14 protein-coding genes and 2 CRISPR repeat arrays (1 of these 16 cut by a window edge) are annotated in these 18,652 nt (G+C 68.4%); of the genes, 13 read left to right on the plus strand and 1 reads right to left on the minus strand.

The features are described 5' to 3' along the window. Nucleotides 1-86: a CRISPR direct-repeat array (repeat unit 29 nt; unit sequence CGGCTCACCCCCACCTGCGTGGGGACTTC) (it extends 675 nt beyond the left edge of the window). Nucleotides 87-1,105: 1,019 nt separating this feature from the next. The 5 genes from ACFRCG_RS12980 to ACFRCG_RS13000 all read left to right on the plus strand — a co-directional run bounded on the left by ACFRCG_RS12980 (nt 1,106) and on the right by ACFRCG_RS13000 (nt 6,266). Next, complete coding sequence (locus ACFRCG_RS12980; protein WP_380030898.1) at nt 1,106-1,510, plus strand: hypothetical protein; 405 nt, start codon at nt 1,106-1,108, stop codon at nt 1,508-1,510. Nucleotides 1,511-1,683: 173 nt separating this feature from the next. Beyond that, nucleotides 1,684-2,622: a hypothetical protein gene (locus tag ACFRCG_RS12985; protein ID WP_380030899.1), complete on the plus strand. Its 939-nt coding sequence runs from the start codon at nt 1,684-1,686 to the stop codon at nt 2,620-2,622. Between the two features lie 166 nt (nt 2,623-2,788). Beyond that, a complete protein-coding gene (locus tag ACFRCG_RS12990; protein ID WP_380030900.1) occupies nt 2,789-4,279 on the plus strand; it encodes a peptidoglycan-binding protein in 1,491 nt (496 codons plus the stop codon). Next, nucleotides 4,276-4,980, plus strand: coding sequence for an ABC transporter ATP-binding protein (locus ACFRCG_RS12995; RefSeq protein ID WP_380030901.1), 705 nt, complete (start codon nt 4,276-4,278; stop codon nt 4,978-4,980). The genes ACFRCG_RS12990 and ACFRCG_RS12995 overlap by 4 nt, the downstream gene beginning before the upstream one ends. Nucleotides 4,981-5,051: 71 nt before the next feature. Continuing rightward, entirely contained in the window at nt 5,052-6,266 is a 1,215-nt protein-coding gene (locus ACFRCG_RS13000) for an ABC transporter permease (RefSeq protein ID WP_380030941.1), read from the plus strand. 157 nt (nt 6,267-6,423) lie between these two features. Next, nucleotides 6,424-7,000: a CRISPR direct-repeat array (repeat unit 28 nt; unit sequence GGCTCACCCCCACCCGCGTGGGGACTTC). A gap of 621 nt (nt 7,001-7,621) precedes the next feature. On the opposite strand, the gene ACFRCG_RS13005 is transcribed toward ACFRCG_RS13000, so the two are convergent. After that, nucleotides 7,622-8,716: a helix-turn-helix transcriptional regulator gene (locus tag ACFRCG_RS13005; RefSeq protein ID WP_380030902.1), complete on the minus strand. Its 1,095-nt coding sequence runs from the start codon at nt 8,714-8,716 to the stop codon at nt 7,622-7,624. Between the two features lie 674 nt (nt 8,717-9,390). On the opposite strand from ACFRCG_RS13005, the gene metG reads away from it, so the two are divergent. The 8 genes from metG (at nt 9,391) to ACFRCG_RS13045 (ending at nt 18,646) form a co-directional block, all read left to right on the plus strand. Then, nucleotides 9,391-11,100, plus strand: a complete 1,710-nt coding sequence (gene metG, locus ACFRCG_RS13010) for a methionine--tRNA ligase (RefSeq protein ID WP_380030903.1) — start codon at nt 9,391-9,393, stop codon at nt 11,098-11,100. Nucleotides 11,101-11,758: 658 nt separating this feature from the next. Then, complete coding sequence (locus ACFRCG_RS13015) at nt 11,759-11,887, plus strand: hypothetical protein (RefSeq protein ID WP_380030904.1); 129 nt, start codon at nt 11,759-11,761, stop codon at nt 11,885-11,887. Between the two features lie 328 nt (nt 11,888-12,215). After that, nucleotides 12,216-13,433 carry an aKG-HExxH-type peptide beta-hydroxylase gene (locus ACFRCG_RS13020; protein ID WP_380030905.1) on the plus strand — a complete coding sequence of 406 codons (1,218 nt, stop codon included), beginning with the start codon at nt 12,216-12,218 and terminating at the stop codon, nt 13,431-13,433. A gap of 17 nt (nt 13,434-13,450) precedes the next feature. Next, on the plus strand, nt 13,451-14,416 hold the full coding sequence (locus tag ACFRCG_RS13025) for a YcaO-like family protein (protein WP_380030906.1): 966 nt from the start codon (nt 13,451-13,453) through the stop codon (nt 14,414-14,416). Between the two features lie 14 nt (nt 14,417-14,430). After that, nucleotides 14,431-15,714: an MFS transporter gene (locus ACFRCG_RS13030; protein WP_380030907.1), complete on the plus strand. Its 1,284-nt coding sequence runs from the start codon at nt 14,431-14,433 to the stop codon at nt 15,712-15,714. Between the two features lie 3 nt (nt 15,715-15,717). Next, nucleotides 15,718-16,611 carry a phytanoyl-CoA dioxygenase family protein gene (locus ACFRCG_RS13035; RefSeq protein WP_380030908.1) on the plus strand — a complete coding sequence of 298 codons (894 nt, stop codon included), beginning with the start codon at nt 15,718-15,720 and terminating at the stop codon, nt 16,609-16,611. Then, entirely contained in the window at nt 16,608-17,723 is a 1,116-nt protein-coding gene (locus ACFRCG_RS13040) for an LLM class flavin-dependent oxidoreductase (protein WP_380030909.1), read from the plus strand. Before ACFRCG_RS13035 ends, ACFRCG_RS13040 begins: the two co-directional genes overlap by 4 nt. After that, nucleotides 17,720-18,646, plus strand: coding sequence for a class I SAM-dependent methyltransferase (locus tag ACFRCG_RS13045; RefSeq protein ID WP_380030910.1), 927 nt, complete (start codon nt 17,720-17,722; stop codon nt 18,644-18,646). The genes ACFRCG_RS13040 and ACFRCG_RS13045 overlap by 4 nt, the downstream gene beginning before the upstream one ends. The last annotated feature ends 6 nt before the right edge of the window (nt 18,647-18,652 follow it).

Genomic DNA, 18,652 nt, shown 5'->3' on the forward strand with positions numbered 1-18,652 from the left:
TCACCCCCACCTGCGTGGGGACTTCGGTCGATCGCTGACCAGTTGTGCGACGCGGGTCGGCTCACCCCCACCTGCGTGGGGACTTCCCTTCCTGACCTGCGGGTTCTTGAGGGCTTTGCCGATTCGTAATGTAAACAAGGTCATTGCGGCAAGGATCCTGCCTGTTTTCGCTTCGGCGCATCCGCAATCGTTCGCAAGCCGGGCATTTTTACATGATGGTCCTGTTTGCGCGTCGGCCAGAAAGGCGTGCGGTGTCGTTCGCGGCGTGTCCGTCTTCAAATTCCCGCCGCCATCGACACGTCCGGAACGAGATCGGCTCGATTCCACCGCAGTCACTGGGCAAGGATACGAGCCGTACCTCCGGTCGCTCGGCGCTGGACGTACCGATCAAGGCCCGACGATCCGCACCCGCACGAGGGCTTCTCCCCACGGGACGCCGCTCGTGGTCCACCGAACACACAGGCGACACCCCGCGTGTTCGGAACCCGACGCCCAAGCCTGTCCCACGGCCGGCGCGTTGGTGATGTCCTCTACCGTGACGAGGTGTTCTTCGCCGAGTTCGGGAGCCACCGATTGGGAGACTCGGCGGGCTTGGACGGAGGGTCTGAAGACCGCGACGGCGTGGTCGATGGCGTGTGGTCGCGGGCCCGGGTCGCCTCCCTGACAAGTCGTGGCCAGGGCTGGTCGACCCGGTTCACGTCGACTCGCGCCCACCCGGCCGCCGCATCGCGCGCCGCCGGCGTCGCGCGTACAAATCGTGTCGCGCGCCCGTCAACAGGGCGCGGCCTCGAGCCGCGCCCGGCAAGCCTGACACCCCCGCTCCGGCGGATTTCGTCGAGACGTGACGCCGGGCCGGGAGGCGGCACGAGTAACCAACCAACTTTTCCCTCTATGAGGCGACTTTGTCTTCACTTTACTTACCATGATCAGAATGTGAGCGGAGACCGATTGGTTGATTCCATGGCGTGTTCATACTCACGGCCGAGACGCACTGCTTCCGCGAGTGGAAATTCCGCGCGGCTGATAATTTTTGATCGCTACAGAGCGTAATCGAACGTCATTTCTCTGCACTTGTCATGCTTTTCGATCTCGAATCGAAGTAATCATGTACGTACGCAGGTTTGCCGTCGTCTCCGCCCTCGCCCTCGCCGCAGCAAGCGCCGCCCTCCCGGGGCAGGCCTCCGCCGGCGAAGCCGCCAAGAACGCACCCGTCACGGTCGCGGCCACGATCCACGCGAGTTCCGAGTTCACGAATCAGAGCTTCAGTGGTGCCCAGTGGGACGCCACCCTGGACAATGTGAGCTGCAACGCCGGGTATGTGATCAAGCAGAACGCCAACGTCCCCGCCTACGTGGACGACAACATCGAATCCCATCAGACCTGGTCCTATTGCCAGTCGAATCACTTCGACGGGGTCTGGCACGCCGGTGCGGCCTCCGGATGGTGGGGCGGCGCCCAATCCAGCCTGGGCGGGATGAACAACTACACGAGCTCGATCGCCTACCGCTAGCCGACCCCGACCACCGGCTCCCTTCCGTCGGCGCCGCCCCGAACGGGAGCGTCCGGCTGTAGGACGGTCGAGTAGTCGGCCAGTCGGGCAACGCCCGTTCGAGTAGAAAAAGTTCGCGGGCCCGGCCGACGTCCCTCGCCGGTCGGGCCCGCCCACGAAAGGACGAAGCGTCGATGTCGGCAGTCCCCCTGCGCGGGAAATTGGCCGCCCTCGTGGCGATCGCCGCGTTCGTCGCGACGGGATGCGGCTCCTCGGGAGCGGACAAGGACAAGAAGGAAGGCACGACCGGCAAGGAACCGCCGCTGGGCGAACTCCGCCAGATCCGGGGCCCCGCCGACGTGGCGTTACCCCTGGACGCGTACTGGCCGACCACCCAGGACCGCGCCAACTCCTTCCGCGCCGTCTACCTCGTCGGCGCCGACTGCATGCGCAGGTTCGGCTCACCCGACTGGCCCGTCCCCGACATGGGCCCCCAAGCCCCCACCGAGGGCCGCAACATGCGGCGCTACGGCGTCTTCCTCGCCTCCGACGCCGAGCGCTACGGCTATCACAGCCCCGACCAGGCCGCGGGCCAGGGCGCCCCGCCACCACCGCGCACCACCCGCGTCCCCACCCCCCAGGAGAACCAGATCTGGGCCGGACAGATCGCTCAGACCCCCGACGGGCGCAAGGTCCCCACCGGAGGCTGCTCGCAGGAGTCCGAGGACAAGATCATCAACGGGGTTCCGCGCGCGGAGTTCCTCAACACCGTCCAGAACCTGATGATGGAATCCTGGACGAAGGTCAAGACCGACTCCCGCGCGCAAGCGGCCACCGCCAAGTGGAGCGAGTGCATGGCCCGTTCCGGCTACAAGTACGGCGACATCTGGGCCGCCCACGACGGCAACTCCGGCGGACCCACCGCCACTTCCAAGGAAATAGCGGTCGCCAAGGTCGATGTCGCCTGCCGCCAGGAAACCAACCTCACGAACCTGCTGTTCACGATCGACGCCGCCTACCAGAATCAGTCCATCGAGGCCCACGCGGAAGTCCTGCGCAAGGTGAAGGACTACCAGGACGCCCTCAAACGGGGCGCCGCCCAAATACTGGCGGGCAAGCCGGTCTCCTCCTGACCATCGGGCGGTTCGCGCCACGTCCACCGAGAGGACGACCACCATCGACACCCCACCGGGCCCCCACCCCCCGCCGCCCGCACGGGAGATCACCCCGGACTTAGGCCCAGACCGAGGCACCGACCCCGAACCGCCGACCGCCGGCTTACCCGCGACGTCGCGCCGGATGCGGGTCCTGGTGGCCACCGTGATCGCGGCGGTACTCCTCGCCGGCGGCGGCCTCGCCGCGGCACGGTTCGTGAAGTCACCGAACGAGAAGGCCGCCGAGGCCAAGGCACCCGCCCCGTCGGTGATCACGGCGATGGTCGAACGCCGCATCCTCACCGACACCGTCGTCCTGCGCGGCCAGGTCACCGCCGGCCAGAGCCTGGCGGTATCCCCCCGGGTCTCGGCCGCGGGCGGCAAGGACTCCGGCGGCGCCAAACCCGTCGTGACCGGGCTCCGCGTCAAACCCGGCGACGTCCTGCGCGCCGGCCAGATCCTCATCGAGGTCTCCGGCCGCCCGGTGTTCGTACTCCCCGGCGACGTCCCGGTCTACCGCGACCTCAAACCCGGCAGCGAGGGCCGCGACGTCGCGCAACTCCAGTCCGCGCTGGACGGACTCGGCCACAAGACCGGCACCGACAAGTCCGGTACCTACGGCCCCGGCACCAAGGGCGCGGTCGCGTCCTTCTACAAATCCCTCGGCTACGACCCACCCGCCGCCGGCGAAGGCGACGACCAGGCACTGCGCGCCGCGCAGGACCGCGTCACCACCACCGAACGCGCCCTCGCCCAGGCCCGGGACGCCCTCAAGGCCGGCCCACCCAGCGGATCCACGACACCCCCGACCGGCCCCGGAGGAAGCGGCGCAAGCGGCGGCACCGGCGCCACCCCCGCCCCCGGCACCAACACCCGCGCCGAACAACAGGTCCGCTACGCCACCGAGGACCTGGCCCGCGCCAAGAACGAACTCGCCGCCCTCAAAGCCAAATCCGGCGCCATGCTCCCCGCAGGCGAAGTACTCTTTCTCTCCCGCTTCCCCGCCCGCGTCGACACCGTCCAGGCCCAGGTCGGCTCCGAGGTCAAGGAACGCGCCCTCACCGTCTCCACCGGCGACCTCGTCGTCAAGGGCCGACTCGCCCCCCACGAGAAGGGCCTGGTCCAGCCCCGACTCAAGGTACGGATCCTGTCCGAACTCACCGGCATCGAGGCCGAAGGCGAGGTCCGCTCGGTCGCCGACACCCCCTCCGACCCCAGCGGCGACATCGCCGACTCCGGCGACTCCGCCTCGTCCGGACGCGCCGCCGCACCCCAGGCACCCGGCCAGGGCTACGAGATGGTCGTCGTACCGTCCAAGGCCCTCGACGCGAAACTCGCCGGCCAGGACGTCCGCCTCACCGTCGAGGCCGCCTCCTCCGGCGGCCCCGTCCTGGTCGTACCGATCTCCGCAGTCTCCGCCGGCGCCGACGGCCGCACCGTACTCACCGTCGTCGACCCCTCCGGCACCCAACGCCGCACCGAGATACGCCCCGGAACCTCCGGCGACGGCTACGTCGAAGTCACACCCCTGAGCGGCGAATCCGTACACGAGGGCGACCGCGTCGTCGTCGGCGCCGCCCGCAAGGACACCGCCGGCGGCACCGGCGGCACCGTACCCGCGGGCCCGCGCCCGTGACGACCAACCCGCCCGTCGTCGAATTCACCGGAGTGGGACTGACCTACCCCGGACCACCGCCCGTCCCCGCACTGCGACCGTGCGACCTGCGCGTCGAACGCGGCGAGTACGTCACCATCACCGGCCCCTCCGGATCGGGTAAATCCACCTTCCTCAACGTCGCCGGCCTGCTCGACCGCCCCACCTCCGGCACCTACCGCCTCGACGGCATCGACACCGGCACCCTGCCCGAACGCGACCGCACCGCGCTCCGCGGATCCCGCATCGGCTTCGTCTTCCAGTCCTTCCACCTGCTCCCATACCGCACCGCCGCCGAGAACGTCGAACTCGCGATGATGTACCAGGGCGGCACCCGCCGCCGCCCCGAACGCGCCGCCCGCGCCCGCGAATCCCTCGCCCGCGTCGGCCTCGCCCACCGCCTGCACCACACCCCCACCACCCTGTCCGGCGGCGAACGCCAACGCGTCGCCATCGCCCGCGCCCTCGCCGCGGGCCCCTCGCTCCTGCTGTGCGACGAACCCACCGGCAACCTCGACACCACCACCGCCGAGGGCGTCCTCGCCCTCCTCGACGGCCTGCATGCCGACGGCATGACCATCCTGGTCATCACCCACGATCCCGCCGTCGCCGCGCGCGGCGGGCGCGGCGTCGCCATCCGCGACGGCGTCATGAGCCCGACCGGCCGGGAGAGCGCCACGTGAGCCTGGACGAACTCCTCGAACCCCGCCCCGAACCCACACCCGCGTCGACCCCGCCCCCTCCCCCGGATCGCATCGTCCCCTCCCGACAACACCTGCGAGACCTGTTCGCCGAAGCCCTCGCCGGCATGCTCCAACGGCCCGCCCGCTCCATCCTCACCGCCCTCGGCACCGTCCTCGGCGTCGGCACCTTCGTCGCCATCCTCGGCCTCACCGCCACCGCCACCGGCCAGATCGGCGACCGCTTCAACGCCCTGACCGCCACCGAAGTCACCGTCGAGGACACCGGCGGCCAGGACGCCGCCGTACAACCCCTGATGTTCACCCCCGACGCCGACCAACGCGTCCGCGCCCTCAACGGCGTCGAACACGCGGGCGTGCACTGGAACATCAGACTCCCGGCCGGCACCACCGTCCGCGCCGCCCCCGTCGGCCGCGACGCCGGCGGCCAACAGATCACCGTCGTCGCCGCCTCCCCCGGCCTCCTCGAAGCCGCCGGCCCCCACTGGGCCACCGGCCGCGGCTACGACACCTTCCACGACCGACGCGCCGAAGCCGTCGCCGTCATCGGCGAAGGCATGGCCACCCGCCTGGGCATCACCACCCTTGACACCGCCCCCGCGATCTTCATCGGCGACGCCCCCTTCACCGTCATCGGCATCCTCGCCGACACCGACCGCAAACCCGACCTCCTCCTGTCCGTCCTCATCCCCCGCACCACCGCCGAAAAGATCTACGGACCACCCGACAGCGCCGACCGCGCCCGCATGCTCGTCACCACCAAAATCGGCGCCGCCCGCCAGGTCGCCGGCGAAACCCCCTACGCCCTGCGCCCCGACGCCCCCGACGCCTTCAAACCCATCCCCCCACCCGACCCCCGCACCCTCCGCGACAACGTCACCGACGACCTCGGCGCCCTCTTCCTCCTCCTCGCCGGCATCTGCCTGATCATCGGCGCCGTCGGCATCGCCAACACCACCCTGGTCGCCGTCATGGAACGCACCGCCGAAATCGGCCTCCGCCGCGCCCTCGGCGCCCGAGGCCGCCACATCGCCGGCCAATTCCTCACCGAATCCGCCACGCTGGGCGCCCTCGGCGGCCTGGTCGGCACCAGCCTCGGCACCGTCACCGTCGTAGCCACCGCCGCCGCGAAGGAGTGGACCCCGGTCATCGACCCGACAACCGTCGCCGCGGCCCCCCTGATCGGCCTCACCACCGGCCTACTCGCCGGCCTCTACCCAGCCTGGCGCGCCGCCCGCATCGAACCCGTCGAAGCCCTCCGCCGCTGAGCCGCAACCTCCACCGCGCGAGCCCGCCCTGAACGGCCGCAGCGCCGAAACTCGGATCTCGCAACACGGTCGAACACTTCACCCACACCACCGCCGAGGAACGGCATCGCCCGCGCGGAGGTGTTCTCCGGCCGGGCGGACGGCACGTCAAGCTCGACTACCTACCTCCAGTCGCGTGGGGACTGCCGAGGCAAGCAGTTGATGACTGCGTGAACGGGTAGCTCACCCCCACCTGCGTGGGGACTTCCGGCTCGCCGCGAACGCCATCAACTACGTGATCGGCTCACCCCCACCCGCGTGGGGACTTCAGTTCTTCGGGCGTCGACGGCCGGCTGGCCAACGGCTCACCCCCACCCGCGTGGGGACTTCCGGCGACTCGCTCGGCGGCGCGGCGGTCCCAAAGGCTCACCCCCACCCGCGTGGGGACTTCTCCCGGAGGCCGTACCAAGTCCCGAACAGGCGCGGCTCACCCCCACCCGCGTGGGGACTTCATCCCCAGGTCCAGGCTCGGCCCGTGGCCGGCCGGCTCACCCCCACCCGCGTGGGGACTTCTGGTAGTACTGCAAACCCTCGCGGTCCACCAGCGGCTCACCCCCACCCGCGTGGGGACTTCGTCACCAAGGCCCGCGCCGCCCGCCTCGAAGGCGGCTCACCCCCACCCGCGTGGGGACTTGCCCTGCACGCCACCCTGCCCAGCGCCCCGCCCGGCTCACCCCCACCCGCGTGGGGACTTCCTTGCCGACCTGCAGGTTCTTCGTCGCTTTGCCGTTGTGTGATGTAAATCGACCCATTGCGGCAAGAAGCCTTCCTGAATGCAGTCCGACCAGCAGATTCTCGTGACATCGGCCTCCTTCACCCCGATGCCTCAACTCGCGCACTCGCCAACACAACCACATATGTCGCCTCCCACCACACGGACAAGAACACTCGCCGACCCCAACGCGCCGCAATCCCACCGGCAAAGACCCACGGTCCGGACGCCCCATGTCGGCGAAGCACAGCGACGCCAGGCACTGGGGCGTCTCCATCGGCGGCACGTGCTCCATCGTCGACAAGCGGGACGTCCTACGTCGCGTCGCACCGCGGTGATGGACACGAAGCATCACTGGGCTCTCCAGGGTCTCGCCGCCCGGGCGCACGCAACGAACCCGGACTCGTGGCGAACCCCCGTCGCCAATTGCCGAGGGGATGGTCCGACACGCGGGCAGGCCGAAGGCCGTCGTGATCCTCCGGGCCTGTGGACCGTCAACGGGGGCCGCCGCAGGGTGACATGTCTGTGCCAATGACACTTCGTGTCAGCGAGTGAGCGAAGGCAACCCGACGCGTCGATGACAAGCTGAGGTCAGGGCTTGGGATCAGGACGACAGAAGGCCGTCTTCGGTCGCTCGCTGCCCGAGCTGAAACCTGCTCTGAGCACCCAATCTCTCTGAGATTTCAGTAATCATTCGACGTTCGGTGCGCAGTGAGATACCGAGTTTGCGCGCTGCGGCTTCGTCCGTGAGGCCCTGGGAGAGAAGCCGCAGCAACTCCCTCTCCTGGAGGGACACTTGACCGGTGGAGCGTCGTTTCGCTTCGGTGAGGGGGGATGCGGAATCCCAGACGAGGTCGAAGAACGCACACAGGGCTGCGACAACCCCTGGCTCTTCGACGAGGATGGCCCCCTTGGAACTGTCCTCCGGATTGATGGGCACGAACGCATGCCGACGGTCCAGTATCTGGAGCCGTAGCGGAAGGAGGGGAGCGGTCCGAGTCTCGCCACCCATTCCCGAGAGCCACAGGGCGTGTTCAAGGCTTCCCGGGTCGTTGCGCACACTGTCGAGGTAGATCGTCTTCACGACGACGTCCCGCGCGAACAAGGATTCGGCCAGGGGACGACTGGCCGCTCGATTCTCTGCGGTCTGCGGTCCGCCCGGTGCGAAGGCCAGGGTTTCCCGCTCGGTCGCGGCGACCAGTTCGTCCATTCGCACCCGAACGGCGTCAACACTGGCCAGCACCTCGAAGGTGTGCCCCCGGCCGTACGCGTACTCCGAGAGGTAGTCCCTCGCCATACGGGCGGCAACCACACGGATCTCTTCGATCTCCTGCTGGGTACGCGCGAGTTCGGCCTGCCGCTCGGCGAGAACGACTCGGAGGGCCACCTCCGGATTCACCGGGAGCATGGTGCCCGGATCCGACCAGGAGCGTCTGATCAACGTCAGCTCGGCAAGGATATCGAGCGACTCGCGGACTTCGGCATTCCGGATATCGAGCATCTGCGCGACTTCGGCAACCGTGAGACCCGGCTGTCGGAGCAGTGCTCGGTAAACCGATTCGGCCGTTGCGTGCAGGCCTAACAAGTCGGGCATCCCACCCCCATGGAGGTTCCAACCAGCCACCACCGTATCGAGGATTGACCGTTGCGGGGCGTCGGGCAACCCGTCGGCCCGTACATCCCATATCACACGGTTCATCGTCAGAGGCTCCCTATGCACATACCTCAAACGGGGAGACTTGTGCGACCTCACGGACGACGGTCGGCCCGGATGCATTGAGATTCACGCCGCTGCCGGTCGATGCAAGCAGTCTGCTGCAACGCACTCGGATTACGTGTGCCCGGTTGCCGCCTCGTCGGGTACACGATTCCCCCGACGTTCGAGGAATCGTTTTTCCGGACGCCCCCCCGGACGCGTGTGGAATGAGTCGGGCACGAACGCGCCCTGGCCCGTTTGTGTCATCCGTAGCGCTGGCATCCGCGGAGGCTCGTGGAAAGGATCGAATCAATGAACCCTTTCCCGACCTGGAGGAAGAATGCTTGTCCGGCGTATCGAGAACGGTCTGTGTTTCGTCACGGCGGCCGTGGTGGGATCCGTCGTATTCATCACCGCCGCCACGATGCGGGTCGATTCCGTGGAGCACCGGGCGCCCGAAACAGTCGCGGTGGCACCGGCATCGGACGTCGGTTGGCAGTAGGGCTCGAGCGGCAATCGTGGGCAACTCGTGGCCCTAGGATGGGTGCCGAGTTCGGCCGTCCAGGGCGCGTTTGGCCGCCTGCTCCGGGCGGCCGAGCGCCGTTCGGCACCTCTTGGCCCGCACGCCGCGGCACGGCCGCCGCAGGTGGTGCACGCATCGATTGGAGCATCCAAGGATGGCTCGGCACCTGGTCACCAGCGCTCTTCCGTACATCAACGGGATCAAGCACCTGGGCAACATGGTGGGCTCGATGCTTCCGGCGGATGTGTACGCCCGGTATCTCCGCCAGACCGGCCACGACGTGCTTTACATCTGTGCCACCGACGAACACGGAACACCCGCCGAGCTGGCCGCCGCCGAGGCGGGCCTGTCGGTCGCGGACTTCTGCGCCCGGGCACATCACGCACAAAAGGTCGTGTACGACGGCTTCGACATGTCCTTCGACCACTTCGGGCGCAGTTCCTCACAGCAAAACGTCGAGATCACACAGCACTTCGCGCGCAGACTGCACGAGAACGGGTTCATCCGGGAACGGGCGGTCCGCCAGGTCTACTCGTCGACCGACGGTCGTTTTCTGCCGGACCGCTACGTCGAGGGGACCTGCCCGCACTGCGGGTACGACAGGGCCCGCGGTGATCAGTGCGAGAACTGCACCCGGGTGCTCGACCCCACGGACCTGCTCGAACCCCGGTCCGCCATCAGCGGTTCCACCGAGCTCGAGATCCGCGAGACCAGGCATCTCTTCCTGCTGCAATCCGAACTGCAACCCGAGGTCGAGGCCTGGGTCGCGAAACACGGGGAGCAGTGGCCGCAACTCGCCTCCTCGATCGCCCACAAGTGGCTCACCGAGGGTCTGCACGACCGTGCCATCACCCGCGACCTCGACTGGGGTGTTCCCGTGCCCGCGGACACCTGGCCCGAACTGGCCGCGGAGGGGAAGGTCTTCTACGTCTGGTTCGACGCCCCGATCGAGTACATCGCAGCGACCAAGGAGTGGTCGGACGCCGATCCCGAGAACCGGGACTGGAGGTCCTGGTGGTATGCGGCCGAGGACGTCCGCTACACCCAGTTCATGGCCAAGGACAACGTCCCCTTCCACACCGTGATGTTCCCCGCCACCGAACTGGGCGTGCGCGAACCGTGGAAAATCGTCGACTACGTCAAGGCCTTCAACTGGTTGACGTACTACGGAGGCAAGTTCTCCACCTCCCAGAAGCGCGGCATCTTCACCGACGCGGCCCTGGAACTGCTCCCGGCCGACTATTGGCGCTACTTCCTGATCGCGAACGCCCCCGAGTCCGACGACGCGTCGTTCACCTGGGAGCACTTCGCCGCCACGGTCAACAAAGACCTCGCGGACACGCTCGGCAACTTCGTCAACCGCGTGCTCACCTTCTCGCACAAGCGCTTCGGCGAGGAGGTGCCGGCGGGCGGGACGGCCACCGAGGCCGAGATCGAACTCGGTGCGACGATCGCTGGGCTGCTCGGCGAGTACGAGGAACACTGCCGGGAACTGCAGTTCCGCAAGGCGGCGCAGTCCCTGCGTGCCCTGTGGTCGGCGGGCAACTCGTACCTGGAGGAAAAGGCGCCCTGGCTGCAAATCAAGACCGCCCCGGAGGAGGCGGCCCTGACGCTGCGCACCGCGATGAACCTCATCCACCTGTACTCGGTGGTCTCCGAACCCCTCATCCCGGCCGCCGCCCGAACCATGCGCACGGCCTTCGCCCTGGACGACGACACCGCGCTCTGGGTAAGCCCACAGCGGGCGCGCTCACTCGACGCCGTCCCCGCCGGCACCACGTTCACGGTGCCACCCGTCCTCTTCAGGAAGCTCACGGACGACGACCTGGAGTCGTACCGCGAGCGCTTCGGTGGACAGGACTGACCCGGCACCCTTTCGGCCGACAAGGCCCGGAACCGCCACGGTTCCGGGCCTTTCGCATTCCCGGGCCCAGCCGCGGATCGTGGTCTTGTCGTCGCCCGTGACCGATCGCGCCTCGGCCCGCGTCGCTTCCGACCGTCGGGGCGCGGGCAGCCGTATCCGCCGAGGCCCAGGGACGATCCCGCGACGGCCCTCGAGGACGTGCGTCCGTCCCGGCGCCGTGCCACCCCGCGGCATACGACGCCCGATCGTCGCGAACCGCGACCGCAAGCGTCTCGACGGCCTCCCCTCCGGCACGGTGAAGTCGACGTACTCCTCGACCGACGCCCCCCGTCCCTTGGCCCCGCCGCCACTTCCGCCGGCGGGCGACCATCGACTTCTCGGACGCGGCACGACCCCGGCGCCCGATCCGCCCGCATGCCTCACGATCCACGGACAGCCCTCGCGAAATCGTCTCCGGAATCGAGCCGTCCGAGCAGGAACCACGAGCCACGGCCGAAACACCGACGTCCTCCGGAGAACCGCCGGCACAATCATGCCTTCGTCGATTCGTGCCTCTCCGCCGGCATTCTCCCAGCGCCCGCGGCCTGCCAGGGTTAACGCCGGAAGGAAGCACACAAAATCCTTCCGGAGAATCCGTCACGCCATATCTGGAGGAAGAATGCCCGAGATCGACGACCTCGACATCACGGTCGGTCGCGGAGCCGTGGGCTCCGCGATGATGCAGATGAAGTCCTCCGTCAGCACCGAGCTCGACGACGACATCACCGACCTCGACGAGAACTGCTAGATCGGACACCGCCGACGCACGGTCGAGGACCCCTGTCTCCCGACCGTGCGTCGGCTCCCCGTCCTCGTATTCCCGTCCGAAACACGGCCGCGGCGAACGAGTTCGACGTCCGGATGAATCGCGGCGATACCAGCGGGCTCCGAATCGTCACTTCGGGCCGTGTGACGATTCCGGCCGTGCACGGTTCCGCCCAGACCACCGAGGAATTCCGCGTGCACGAAGCCACAGGAACTCCTCCAGCCGTGCCGGCGCGGTCCGGACCCGACGGCCCGAAACGATCAGGAGGCACATTTTGCTCGCACATCCCAACGGTTCGGCCGCAGCTGCCTTGCGCGACGCACTCGCCGACACGATCACGGCGGACTGGCACAAGATTCTCGACGCCGCGGAATCCGCGCGCGTCGTCAAGGCGCACCACGCGGATCTGCTCCGCGAGGCGCTCGTCGCCACCACCGGCGGCAGGCGGCGCAGCGAGTTCTACGCCGCGTACTTCGCGGTGCTCGACGCGTTCGCGGCCAAGGACCGCAAACGCGCGACGCGGACCGTACTGGGCCTCGGCAACGTCCTCCTCGAGGACGCCGCCGAAGGACGGGTGAAGACTCCGATCCCGGTGACCCGGTCCGCCGACAGCGGCCGGGTGCGTCTGCCCGCGGCGTCACCCGGCTTCGTATGGACGCCCGCGAAGGACACGACCGTCCTCGATGCGGACGTCATCGGCGACGCGAGGCGAACCATCCTCGACGCCGTCTCCACGACCTGGATCGCCGGTGCCGAGGACGGCATCCGCCTGCGATCCGAGACCGACGCCATCCGGGCGGAAATCGCCAAGTACGGCGACCGGACCAGGAAGATATCGCGTCTCGATCCCGCGTTGGCCGTGGTGAGCGGCGAAGAGGTCGAACCCGCCCGGACACTCGCCGCCAGGTACGGCGCCGGCCTGAGTCTGATCGAGCAGGTACTCCCGGAACAGGCCGCGGAGATCAAAGCCCTGACCGAATACGTGGTGGCCCTGCGAGGCAGGCATTTCGTCGGCGGCTCCGACATCGTCCTCTTCGGCGCCTCGTACCTACGCCTGGAGGCCGACTGGACCCCCCTGTGCTTCGCGGACCACCTGACCCACGAGGCCACCCACCAACTCCTGCACGCCAAACAGGAACTGCATCCCCTGCTCCTCAACCGGGACGAGGCGGGACTGGCCTCGCCCATCCGCAGCGACCCCCGACCCCTGTACGGGACGTACCACGCCACCTTCGTCTTCCTGCGACTCGCCTGCCTGATGGCGGCGGTGCTCCGGTCGTCCGCGACCCAGTGGCACGAGGAGGCGCGGATCAGATTCCATCGTCATCTCCTCGGGCTGCTGCAGGGCCTGACGATCATCTCGGATCACGGCCGACACACCCCCGAAGGACGCCGTGAACTCGACTGTTGGATCGAGACCGCACGTGAACTTGTACGGCTCGAGGGCCGACCGTCGCCGAAGCTGTACAACCGACTCGACTGGGACTACGACCCGCCCAACGGCGCCTTGCCGCTGTTTCCCATATGAACCTCGACGACGCCCGGGTGGCCGCCGCCACCACGGTGTTCCCCTTCTGTGAAAAACGCGGGGTCTACTTCGCAGACGCAGAGATAGTCGTCACCGCCGCCCGGCGTCGAACCTCCATTCGTGGGACGAGTCTGGGCTTCGGCCGGCGACTGAGTGCGCTCCGATGCCGATCAGAACTGATGGAGCGCTGGGCACATCTGGAGTGGGAGCTCGATGGACGCCCCCTGCTTTCCGGCCGCGGTATGGCCGGCGACACGGAATACTCCGGACTCGCTCAACCGGGAACCGGGGACACGTGCGCACACATCGACGGCAGTGGCTATTGCGCAGGTCCCGAGGAACGCACGAACGAGGTCCTGGCGCACGGGCTCAGGGAGGTCATCGAACGCGACAGCGTGGTCCGCGTGTTCGATCGCGCCGAATTCCCCTTGTACCGCTCCATCGCCGACGTCCCCGAGTCGATGGACTGTCTGCTCCGGGGACAAAAGGCCACCGCGGAAACGTGGACCGTCCGACGACCCGAACTCCCCCCGACCGTCATCGCCCTGGTGTCCTCGAGCCGACGAGACGCCGCGGCCGTGGGGACCTCCTGTCAGTACAGCGAGCGCAACGCCGTGACACGCGCGGTGTTGGAAGGCGTGATGATGCTGACCACGGTCAGACACACGCGGCGCGCGCACCACCGGCCGCGGGAAATGCACGGAATCCTCTGGGCCGCCGACCACGGCACCCTCCTGCGCGGCGAGTTGCAATCCCTGACCACCCGGGGCGCACCCCAGCACCGTCCCCCACAGGCCGGCCCTCCTCCCCACGACCTGCCTTCGCTGGTGGCCGCGGTACGGGCAACGTTCACCGACGAACCCGTGGCGGTCGCGTTTCCACTCCGCCGTTCCCGGGTGAGCAACATCCGGGCGTGGCGAGTGGTGGTACCGGGCGCGTTGAGTCCCGCGCTCGCCCGGCGCGATCCCTGGCCCATCGGATGAGGACGGCGCACGACATGACCAAGGAACGCGCAATGCCGCAGGCGTCCTCGTCTGCCGCGACGCTCGCCGCGCTGCGGCACAGCCGTGGCTTTCGCACGTATTTCCTGGCGCAGTTCGGCTCCAACATCGGCACCTGGACGCAGATCACGGGGCTGTCGTGGCTGATGTTGGACATGACGGGCTCGGCGTCGAAACTCGGCGCGGTCCTGGCGATGGAAACACTCCCCGTGCTGGTGCTCGGCCCGTTCGCGGGCTCCATCGTGGACCGGTACGACGTTCGCCGTCTCACCGTCGCCACGCAGTCCGCGCTCGCGTCGATCGTCGTCGCACTCGCCGTACTGCAGCTCCTCGAACGACTCGACTACGGCACGACCATCGTCCTGTCGTTCCTCTTCGGCGCGGTCCTGTCGGTCGACAACCCGGCCCGACAATCCCTCCTCCCGGAGCTCGTCGACACCGAAGACCTGGGAAACGCAATCGCCATGAACGTGCTATCCACCAACGGAAGTTCGCTGATCGGACCGGCTCTCGGCGGACTCGTCGTCGGGTGGTGTGGCTCGGCATGGTGCTTCGTCCTCAACGGCGCGACGTTTCTCGCGGTGGCGCTCGCACTGTCCGCGCTGCGCACACGTGACCGCGGACGCCGCACAGGAGACCAGAACGCTCCGAAGACCGCCAAGGGCACGATCGCGAACGCGTTCCGCCACGTGACGCGCACGCCGGCCATGCGAGACGCCCTGCTGATGATGGCGTGTGTCGGTGCCCTGACCTACGAATTCCCGGTGACCCTGCCTCTGCTCGCACGCGAGGGATTCGACGCGGGCCCGGTGCTCTACGGGCTGTTCTTCGCGGCGGCCGGAATCGGGGCGACGCTGGGGGGACTGCACCTCGCCGGTCGGCGAAACCACGACGGAGCGGCAGCGGCGACAGCAGGCGTGACCCTGGGCGCGTTCGTCCTGTCCGCCGCGTGGACACCCCAGCCGGTGGCCGTGATCGGCCTGTTCATCCTCGTCGGGGCCGCCTCGATCCGGTTCATGGCACTGACGAACGCCGCCGTGCTGGAGAACGCACCCGCCGAATTCCGGGGCCGAATCATGGCCTTCTGGAACATCTGCTTCCAGGGGAGCACCTTGATCGGCGCTCCCGCGGTCGGCTGCGTGGCCGCCACGTTCGGGGCACGCTGGGCCCTCGCACTCGGCGGCACGGCCGCACTCGGCGCGGGCCTTCTGGGGCTGAGCAGCCACCGACGCGAGCACCCGCCCACTCGACGCCTACGAGCCCACCGAACCCCGGGGTGAAGCATGGACGAACTGCTCGACTCGAACAACCTGCTCGGCAACCCCGTCGAACTGCGAGATCGCTTGGCGCAACACGGATACGTACTGCTGCGGCACATACTCCCCCCGACCCGGATCCGGGAGGCGGCCGACATCGTCGAAGGTGTCTTCCGCGACGGCGGGTGGATCGACGCGAGAGGCGTCGCACAGAAGGAACGCGCCTCGACGCAAAATCAGGAGCGCGACCCGGCATACCGGGCGGCCGCACAGACCGCGGCCTTCAACCGCCTCCCGTACCTCGACGAGGTGCACGCCCTCATCGACGGACTTCTCGACGGAGACACGTTCAGTCACCCCTCGAAGGTCCTGCGGGCCACGCCACCAGCGACGTGGACCACGGAATCGGGCCGCTACGTGCATCAGGACTTCTCGTTCTGGGGCGTCGACGACATGCTGACGACCTGGATTCCGCTGATGGACATCCCGAGGGAACTCGGGGGCCTGGCATTGATGCCCGGCAGCCACACGGGCCCACCTCAGCGGTTGCGCCTGCTCGCGGGCGACGATCGCGGGTGGGTCACCACCGACTATCGGCTCGGTGACGTCGTCGTCTTCCACTGCCTCACCGCACATGCCGCGTTGCCCAACCGGACGAACCGACTCAGGCGTTCGGCGGACTTCCGATGGCAGCGCACCGACCAGCCGGTGCGCCGCGAGTTCGTCCTCGGTCAGGGCCGGCGCACCCACGAGCTCTTCTCCCGCAGATTCCGGGACACGACCTGGTGGCGCCCGGTACCCACCGAAGTGCCACTGATCGAAGGCCGATGGGATCGCATCATACGCCCCGGAAAGTCTCGCTTCTTCCCCGTGCACGAAGCCTGGCAACACTGGAACGGCGCCGAGGAGGAACAACCGTGAAAACGCTCTGGTACATCTCCCGCGCCGACGGATCCATGCCCTGGAATCCGCAAGGGCAGGACCCGCTGGACCGCACGAGACTCGAGGACCTGGCCCGCGAAGTGGAGCGAGCCGGATTCTTCGGCGCCCTCGTCGCCACCTGGTCCAGCGACGCACTGGTCACCTCCGCCTTCGTGGCCGCGGCCACCACACGGCTGCGCGTACTGACCGCCGTATACGCGGGACTGGTTCCACCCAAACTCCTGGCCGAACAAGCCCGGGCATACAACGCGCTCACAGACGGCCGACTGCTCTTGAACCTGGTCAACGGCCGGGACGACGTCCTGCGCACGTACGGGCTGGAGTCCTCCCACGACGAGCGCTACGCCGCGGCCGAGCGCTACTGGGCCGACTTCCGCCGTCACTATCATACGAACGACTTTTTCCGGCATCGGGACGAGGCCCGCACGAGCGCGGACGTCGGAACCGACGTACCCCTGTGGGGCGCCGGGGACTCCGAGGCCGGCAGCGCCCATGCGGGCGCGGTACTCGACTGCTTCCTCACCATGCTGCGCGATCACGAACGCACCCGCGACAACCTGGCCCGCGCCCACTCAGCGGCCACCCGACACGGCCGCATCCTCAAGGAAACCGGCATCATGGCCGGTGTCACCGTCCGGCGGCGCCGTGACGACGCCCTGGCGCACTTCTACGGGATGTTCGAAGAGCTGGGCGCCGAAAACCTTGCCGAGCAGGTCCGGAAGGCGATCGCCCGCAGAACACGGGGACGCCACTGCCTCGACACCTTCGTGGCACCGGACGCCAAACGCCAATCGTGGGTGAACGCGCTGAACGCGGGCCGTCTGCCCACACCGGCGGAACTTCACCTCCACGGAAGCCAGTACGCCGGGATCGCGGCCTGGGCTCCCCTCGATGTCTTCGGCGACGGCGCCGCCGCCGTCTACCTCGTCGGCGACCCGGACGGTATCACCGACGACATCCAGAAGATGCGAGCGGCGATGGACATCTCCGTCCTCGTCCTCACCGGCTGGCCCCTGCGGGAAGAAGCGGCACACACGGGATCGCTGCTCCTGCCCCGCCTCGACGACACACACGAGGAGACACGCGGATGAATCTGGAACAGCGGCCGACCGCCGCCCCGCGTCCCCCCGCGCACACCCCGGCCCAACGGCGTCACCTCGGTTCCTCCTTCGATCGTCTCGCCGAGCACTACACCGCGGGACGCCCCACCTATCCGGCCGAATTCGTCCGAGCACTGGTGCAACCGCTCCTCGACCGCACCGACGCACCTCGAACCGTCCTGGAGGTGGGAGCCGGGACGGGCCAGGCCACCGGGGTCCTTCCTCGTCTTTTCGAACAGGTCACCACGATGGAACCCGGGCACCGGCTCGCCGAGGAGACCCGACGACGCTTCACTGACGACACCCGCATCACCGTCCATCGATCCTCACTCGAGGACTGGACCGAAACGAGCCCCTACGACTGCGTGTTCTCGGCCTCCGCGTTCCACTGGGCCGACCCCCACATCTCCTACACGAAGGCACACACGCTGCTCCGGCCCACCGGGCGGCTGGCCCTCGTCTCCTACGGCGACGTCCTCGGCGAGCACACCTGGGAAGAACCGGCCGAGCGGATCCGCGAGATGTACCGACGTTCCGCCCCGGGTCTCACACCACCCTTCGGATCGCGGCGGGTGGACGACCTGAGATCGGCACTGCACCTGCACGGGCAATCGATCGCCCGCGCCCTCGAGTATTTCGAGTTCGGGAACATCGACGCGGTGGCCGAGATCCCGGTCGCCGACTGGTTCACACCGACCACGATCCACATCCGGCCGCACAACCGCAGCTACACCGGCGAGCAACTCGTGGCCGCACTCCGCTCCTACGGCGGATTCCGCGACCTTGAGGACAACCACGCACACCGCCTGGCGCAGGAAATCCGCGCCTATGTCGAGGACGAGTGCGCAAACCGACTGCTGCGCCCCCTCGTCCTGGTGGGGTTGGCGGCGGACCGGCTGCAGGACACGGCGTAGAAGGGG

Source organism: Embleya sp. NPDC056575, assembly GCF_042793325.1.
In the GTDB taxonomy this organism is placed as follows: Bacteria; Actinomycetota; Actinomycetes; order Streptomycetales; family Streptomycetaceae; genus Embleya.

Bases quoted from the DNA above. Each gene is read 5' to 3' on its own strand.
- ACFRCG_RS12980 (WP_380030898.1), top strand. From the start codon at position 1,106: ATGTACGTACGCAGGTTTGCCGTCGTCTCCGCCCTCGCCCTCGCCGCA.
- ACFRCG_RS12985 (WP_380030899.1), top strand. From the start codon at position 1,684: ATGTCGGCAGTCCCCCTGCGCGGGAAATTGGCCGCCCTCGTGGCGATC.
- ACFRCG_RS13015 (WP_380030904.1), top strand. From the start codon at position 11,759: ATGCCCGAGATCGACGACCTCGACATCACGGTCGGTCGCGGAGCCGTG.
- ACFRCG_RS13035 (WP_380030908.1), top strand. From the start codon at position 15,718: ATGGACGAACTGCTCGACTCGAACAACCTGCTCGGCAACCCCGTCGAA.
- metG (WP_380030903.1), top strand. From the start codon at position 9,391: ATGGCTCGGCACCTGGTCACCAGCGCTCTTCCGTACATCAACGGGATC.
- ACFRCG_RS13030 (WP_380030907.1), top strand. From the start codon at position 14,431: ATGACCAAGGAACGCGCAATGCCGCAGGCGTCCTCGTCTGCCGCGACG.
- ACFRCG_RS13005 (WP_380030902.1), bottom strand. From the start codon at position 8,716: ATGAACCGTGTGATATGGGATGTACGGGCCGACGGGTTGCCCGACGCC.
- ACFRCG_RS13045 (WP_380030910.1), top strand. From the start codon at position 17,720: ATGAATCTGGAACAGCGGCCGACCGCCGCCCCGCGTCCCCCCGCGCAC.
- ACFRCG_RS12990 (WP_380030900.1), top strand. From the start codon at position 2,789: ATGCGGGTCCTGGTGGCCACCGTGATCGCGGCGGTACTCCTCGCCGGC.